Origin of the sequence: Micromonospora sp. KC207, from assembly GCF_004348615.1 — a bacterium.
Classification (GTDB): domain Bacteria; phylum Actinomycetota; class Actinomycetes; order Mycobacteriales; family Micromonosporaceae; genus Micromonospora.
The window spans coordinates 1-4,965 of record NZ_SMKJ01000392.1; the positions used below are offsets into that span (position 1 = coordinate 1).

At 70.7% G+C, this 4,965-nt stretch carries 4 protein-coding genes; 3 read left to right on the forward strand and 1 reads right to left on the reverse strand.

Features of this window, described 5'->3' with window-relative positions:
- Positions 1-371: 371 nt before the first annotated feature.
- Positions 372-998 carry an NADPH-dependent F420 reductase gene (locus E1258_RS29855; RefSeq protein ID WP_132406987.1) on the forward strand — a complete coding sequence of 209 codons (627 nt, stop codon included), beginning with the start codon at positions 372-374 and terminating at the stop codon, positions 996-998.
- A gap of 97 nt (positions 999-1,095) precedes the next feature.
- Here the strand turns inward: E1258_RS29855 and E1258_RS29860 are convergent, their stop codons facing one another.
- Positions 1,096-2,916, reverse strand: a complete 1,821-nt coding sequence (locus E1258_RS29860; RefSeq protein WP_132406989.1) for a VanW family protein — start codon at positions 2,914-2,916, stop codon at positions 1,096-1,098.
- 613 nt (positions 2,917-3,529) lie between these two features.
- On the opposite strand from E1258_RS29860, the gene E1258_RS29865 reads away from it, so the two are divergent.
- Both E1258_RS29865 and E1258_RS35255 read left to right on the forward strand, forming a co-directional pair.
- Complete coding sequence (locus tag E1258_RS29865) at positions 3,530-4,072, forward strand: DUF6230 family protein (protein WP_132406991.1); 543 nt, start codon at positions 3,530-3,532, stop codon at positions 4,070-4,072.
- Between the two features lie 80 nt (positions 4,073-4,152).
- Positions 4,153-4,965, forward strand: an 813-nt coding sequence (locus E1258_RS35255; RefSeq protein ID WP_243715779.1) for a DUF6114 domain-containing protein, incomplete at its 3' end; no start/stop codon positions are given.

A 4,965-nucleotide genomic window follows, 5' to 3' on the forward strand; every position in this document is an offset into this window, starting at 1 on the left:
CCGAACCCGGAAGCTAAGCCCTCCAGCGCCGATGGTACTGCACTCGGGAGGGTGTGGGAGAGTAGGACACCGCCGGACATTCTTTCCGGTCGAGGGCTGCCCCAATGGGGGTGGCCCTCGACTGCGTGGTTGTGGGGTGCGGTTTCAGGGTCATCCTTGTGGGGGTGACCCCGAACCGTTTCCAAGGACCTTTTCCCGAACGCTTCCGCCGGTGCCGTGGGGCTCGGTAGCGTCGATCGGGGATTCCCCACGACCGTGGCCGAAAAACCGCACGTGGCGTACGCCTCCAGCGCTGTTGAGACGCGCGGATCGGGGTACCTGCCCACAGTTCGACCGGATCTGACCGCCGGCAGGCGGAGGCAGGAGTGGTCATGAAGATCGGAATAATCGGGTCGGGGCGCATCGGCGGCACCATCGCCCGTCGGCTGCGCGCCCTTGGCCATGACGTGACGGTGGCCAACTCGCGGGGCCCCGAGTCCCTTGGCGACCTGGCGCGGGAGACCGGCGCGACCGCGGGAACCCTGGAGCAGGCCGTCGAGCAGGCCGAGGTAGTCGTGGTGGCCATTCCGCTGCTGGCGGTGCCGGCGCTGCCGGCCGAACTCTTCGAAGGCAAGATCGTCGTCGACGCCAACAACTACTACCCCCAGCGGGACGGCGACATCGCCGAGCTGCTGGACCGGAGCCTCAGTTCCAGCCGCTGGACCGCGGAGCACCTGAAGGGTGCCCGGGTGGTGAAGGCGTTCAACAACATCCAGGCCCAGCACCTGATGGACCATGGTCGTCCGAGCGGCGCGGACGGGAGGATCGCGTTGCCGGTGGCCGGCGACGACGCCGACGCCAAGCGCGTCGTGATGGAACTGGTCGACGCCCTGGGCTTCGAGCCGGTGGACGCCGGCACCCTCGACGGGAGCTGGCGGCAGCAGCCTGCCACTCCGGTGTACGGCACGGACCGCGACGCCGACGGTGTACGCCAGGGGCTTGCCGACGCACGGCCCTGAGCGGCTGTCGGGGATTGGTGCCGGTCCCGCGTACGAATGGAGATGCCCCGCCGGCGACGAGCCGGCGGGGCATCGGTCTGTCCGGCCCCGGCGGGCCTCAGTCGGCAGAGCCGGCGCAGACGAAGCGGGGCTCGGCCAGGTACCGCCAGGTGAACTTCTCCCGCTTCACCACCTTGCCGTCCTTCTTGATGACGCGGAAGGCGTCCTGGGTGAAGCCGTCGATGCCGTTGCTCGGGATGCACGACGGGCCGGGCTCGAGGCGGACGGTCTTCGGCTTCGTGACGTCCCGGCGGGGCCCGTACTCCGTCTTGACGCTGTCGTAGATCTTCGTGCTCCAGATCGACACGGTCACCGAGCTGGCGGTGGTCGAGGTGTCGATGAGCACGCCGTACTTCGTGTTGTTGCGGAACTTGAAGTCGAGGTTCGGCCAGAAGATCGTCGACTCGATGACCGGCGGGTACCGGCTGAACCAGTACGAGTGCGGCTTGTGCTCGACGTCCTCCAAGCCCGCGTAGTAGGTGGCGTTGAACAGGGTGGTGGTGAACTGGGAGGTGCCCCCGCCCACGCCCGGGACGAGCTTGCCGTCGAGGATCACCGGCGCGTCCCGGTACCCCTGGGCGTAGCCGCGCTCGCCGGTGTGGCCGTTGAGGGAGAACGTCTCGCCAGGCAGCACGACCGTCCCGTCGACCTCCTTGGCGATCTGGACGATGTTCTGGCTGCGGGGGGAGGAGAGGCCCCCGGTGAAGTGGGTGGTGAACCGGGAGACCCGTTCGGAGATGCCTAACCCGGCCAGCTTCTCGGTAGTCAGCTTCGGCTGGGTTTTCTTGAGCCGGCCGGTGACCTTCCGGTCGTCGGCGCGGGGCAGGACGGCGAGCAGGTCGCGGCTGAGCGCCTCGGTGTCGAGCTGCTGCCCGGGGCGCCCGTCCACCGGCTTCGGCTTGCCGCCGGTGACGGTCATCCGGGCGTCGCGGGGTGCCACCTCGATGGTGTCCAGCTTGTCGCCGAGGGCGGCGCGCAGCCGCTTCACGTCGACGCGGGGGGTCAGCTTCCCGGCGTCGTCGGCGGTGAAGCGCAGGCTCCGGGCGATGGCGGCGGGCGGGATGGTGACGGAACCCTTGTCGGTGCTGAGGGTGACCGGGGCGGCGACGGCGGGGTGGGCCAGCTCATCGAGGAGCCGGTCGACCTCCTCGGCGCTGGTCGTCGGCGTGTTCTCTACCAGCGGCACGGCGACTGGCTGGCCGGAGAGCCAGCCGTCGCGGACCGCCTGGGCCGAGCGCTGCGGGTCGAGGGCGAGGCCGGACTTCGGCCGTACCGCCTTCGGCGTGGTCCCGGTGAAGATGATGGCCGGCACGGTCCACTCGCGGGTCTGGTCGCCGGCGGCCTTGCGCAGGGCCGCGTCGAGCCGGGCGGCGTCGACGGTCACCACGGGGGCGACGGCGCGGGAGCCGACGAGGCGGCTCACCGGATGCGCCTGGGCCTTCGCCGCCGCGTCCACCGTCGCCTCGACGTTCACCGCCAGCCCCACGTCCGCGGGCTCGAACTCCAGGCTCTTCTCGCCGACCGTCACCCGTAGGGGGGTGCTGGGCGTGCCGGCCCGCTCCAGCTCCGCGCGCAGCGCGCGGATCGCGTCGGTGCGACTGCGTCCGCCCAGCTCGGTGCCGAGCACGGTCGTCCCGCGCGGGACGTCGCCGGCGTACGCGTACGCGCCCACCCCGCCCGCGGCACCCAGGACGGCGGTGCTGATCCCGGCGGCGAGCAGGACCCGCAGCCGGCGGTGGCGGCGTGCCGGGGCCGTATCCGGTGGGCCGGGGGCGGCTGCCGCGGCGGGGTCCGGCTCGTCACCCGGCCAGCTCACCGCGGTCACCTTGATGGTCGGCCGGTCGTCGGCGGGCGGTCGTGTTTCGCCGTACAGAGTCACAGCAACCTCGATCGGTACGTACCACGTGGGAGCGTCTCCCACCCGGGAAACACCTACGGTAACCAACGTCGCGGCCGTCCGGCAGCCCGCGTCCCCGGCCATGTCCGCGCAGCGTGTCGGCATGTGGCGCACGGGGCTTTCGTCGTCCTGGGATGAGCTCGCGCGGAGCGGCCGAGCCCGTCGACCCACCATGGGGGGTGATCGATGGATCACTCTCAGAGTTCTGGCAGGCTCCCGTTACCGAAAAGTTACCAGCGAGTATCACGGCTACTTCGCGTGAGGCTCGACGCGCCGCGTGTCGCACTCCGCCCGTTTTGCCCGGCAGGTTGCCGGGGTGGTTGTTGACCGAAGGTAACCAGGGGTGATTTTGGCGATGCGAGCCGGTTACCCACCGGTAGCAAGGGTCTTGTGAGCTAGGTCGCTTCGCGAGAGCATCCAATCCGCACGCTGCGCGCGCCGTCCGGCCAGCGGATCGCAGCAGCCACCGCAGCTTCCCACCCCCATCCCCGAGCCGCGATTCCGCGCTCGGTCACCCCCGTTCGAGGAGGACCTCGTGAAGGATTCGGAAGACCGTCTGGAGCAGGGCGGCATTCGTTGGCGGCGGTTCGCCGCGATGATGGTGCCCGCGACCGCCGTTGCCGGTGCCATCGTCTTCGGCATGGCCAACGGCGCGATCGCGGCGTCGTTCGCCGTCTCCGGACAGACCTTCAAGGTCGGTGCCTCGAAGCTGGAGGGCATTGGCTTCAAGCAGTACGGCGGGTTCGTCAAGGAGAAGGACGGCACCGCCCACCCGGTGGCCGTCTCCGAGATCGCGGACGCCAAGCTCTACGACCTCTGCCAGTCGGTGAAGATTCCGGACCTGCCGATCGTGCTCACCATCAACGCCGGCGGCGGCGGCAACCCCGCCACCGCCAAGGGCCTGCTGATCGACATGGACTCCCTGGGCGGTGACGCCGAGTTCAAGAACATCAAGATCGGCCGGGACGCCACCGACCTGAACGCCGGCGCCACCCCGAAGTCGTTCGGGCAGAGCGCCGACAGCGTGACCATCACCGACCTGGAGCAGGTGGCGCGCTCCACCAGCGCCGGGGTCTTCACCCTCAACGGGCTGAAGCTCAAGGTCAACGTGGGTGCTGCCGCCAAGGAATGCTTCTGAGCTAGCCACCGAGGCCCGTGGGCGCCCTCCACGGGCCTCGGCCCTGTCTCGTCACCAGTGAGCACCGCCAGGAGGAGTACGTGACGACCGCCAACCCGCAGCACGCCCAGCCGGGCCGGGTCAGCCAGGCGTGGCGCAACTTCTCGCGTTGGCGTAGGGCCCGACCCTTCTGGGGCGGCCTGTTCACCGCGCTGGCCGGGCTGGAGATCTTCTCCACCACCCAGATGAGCCTCAGCGGTCTGACCTTCCAGATGGGGCCGACCGGCTTCCTGTCCTGGCTGATCCCGGTGATCCTGGTGGCCTGCGGGATGCTCACGTGGTTCACGCCGCAGCAGCGGATGTTCTACGCGATCGTCGGCGCGGTGGCCGCCGTGTTCTCGCTCATCGGGGTCAACCTCGGCGGCTTCTTCGTCGGCCTGCTGCTCGGCATGGTCGGCAGCGCCCTCGGCTTCGCCTGGGTGCCCGCCCGTCGCCCGGCCACCACGCCGGCCGGACTCGCCCCGGCGGAGCCGGACGAGGAACCCTCGGACGCCGACGCGGAGCGCGTCGACGAGCCGGGGCTGATCCACGAGCTGATGCGCCGCGCGGAGCACCGCGACGAGGTCACCGGCCTGCTCACCGACATCCTGCCCCCGCCCCGGAACCCGCTGCGAGAGTCGCTGCCCACCGACGGGGGCGACCACAGCACCCAGGTGCTGCCGGTGGTCGGGCCGGACGGTCACCCGCAACAGTGGCCGGGAGAGGGCGGCCCGGGTCAGCAGCGCCAGGGCGCACCGTACCGAGACCCGAAGCTGCTCGCCGTCACCCTGGTGCTGCTCAGCGTCTCGGCCGCCGGGGCGCTGGCGCTACGCGACCAGGCCCCGGTGCGGGCGGCCCCGGCCGCCGCGTGCCCC